Genomic DNA, 1,203 nt, shown 5'->3' on the forward strand with positions numbered 1-1,203 from the left:
ACGCCGCCGGCCAGTCGCCGCCCCGCATTCTGCCGGGGCGGCGGGCGGCGCAGCTGCGTGCGCTCAGGCCACCGCGGCGACGCCGGCCTCCGGCATCAGGCTGATGCGGGCGCCGCTGGCCGGGTCGCGCAGCACGTAGCCGCGGCCCCAGACCGTTCCGATCAGGTCGGCGGCGCCCGCCTGGGCGAGCTTCTTGCGGAGCTTGCAGATGAAGACGTCGATGATCTTCACCTCGGGCTCGTCCATGCCGCCGTAGAGGTGGTTCAGGAAGGCCTCCTTGGTCAGCACGATGCCCTTGCGCAGCGTCAGCAGCTCCAGCACGGCGTATTCCTTGCCGGTCAGGTGCACGTTGCGGCCTTCCACCAGCACCTCGCGCGAGCCGAGGTTGAGGGTCAGCGGGCCGACGGTCAGCGTCGGCTGGCTGAAGCCCTTGGCGCGCCGGACGATGGCCTGGATGCGCGCGACCAGCTCCTGCTGGTCGAAGGGCTTCGTGATGTAGTCGTCGGCCCCCATGCCGAAGCCGCGCACCTTGGCCTGCGGGCGGGTGAGGCCGGAGAGGATCAGGACCGGCGTCTCGATCCGGGCGGCGCGCAGCCGCCGGACGACCTCGTAGCCCTCCATGTCCGGGAGCATGAGGTCCAGGACGATGATGTCGTAATCATAAAGACGCGCGAGTTCCAGCGCCTCTTCACCCGTATCGGATGTATCGACGATCATCGACGATGCCTTGAGCGCGAGGGATACGCCGCGGGCGACAATCGTGTCGTCCTCAACCAAAAGGACACGCATCTGGTGTACTCCCACATCCCATGCGTGTAGAGATATCACCATCCCTGCGGAATGAAAGACCTTTTTCACGGAAAAACTGTGCCTCGGAGGTTAATTCGTCGCAAAAACAAGACAAGCATGAATGAATCGATCGTAAGTGCCTTCCTGCATCGCTCATCCCTCGCCATGGGTATGCTCGCGCAGGTTGAGCCGACCCGCGCCCTCGGGTCCGTGCGGTCGGCGCAGGCCCTGGCGCTCGACGTGGTCGGCCTGCGCCCCGTGCCGGTCCTCGGCGAGCGCCTGGCGATCGGCGACGGGCCGGAGCCGGTCCGCGCGGAGGTTGTCGCGACCGGGCCGGATGCGGCGCGCGCCCTGGCCTTCGGGCGCGATCCCCGCATCGGCGCCGGCGCGCCGGTGCGACGACTCGGCTTGGCG

General features: G+C 68.1%; 2 protein-coding genes. One reads left to right on the plus strand and one right to left on the minus strand.

All coding sequences use genetic code 11. The annotated features are described in order from the left end of the window. Positions 1–63 precede the first annotated feature (63 nt). Positions 64–789, minus strand: coding sequence for a response regulator transcription factor CtrA (ctrA, locus tag OZN99_RS32030; RefSeq protein ID WP_270939226.1), 726 nt, complete (start codon positions 787–789; stop codon positions 64–66). Between the two features lie 51 nt (positions 790–840). On the opposite strand from ctrA, the gene OZN99_RS32035 reads away from it, so the two are divergent. Then, on the plus strand, positions 841–1,203 hold a 363-nt coding region (locus OZN99_RS32035), incomplete at its 3' end, for a hypothetical protein (protein WP_270939227.1).

It is taken from the genome of Falsiroseomonas oryzae (genome assembly GCF_027856955.1).
Classification (GTDB): domain Bacteria; phylum Pseudomonadota; class Alphaproteobacteria; order Acetobacterales; family Acetobacteraceae; genus Falsiroseomonas; species Falsiroseomonas oryzae.

Excerpts from the sequence above, each read along its gene's own strand:
- ctrA (WP_270939226.1), bottom strand. The coding sequence starts at position 789 with ATGCGTGTCCTTTTGGTTGAGGACGACACGATTGTCGCCCGCGGCGTA.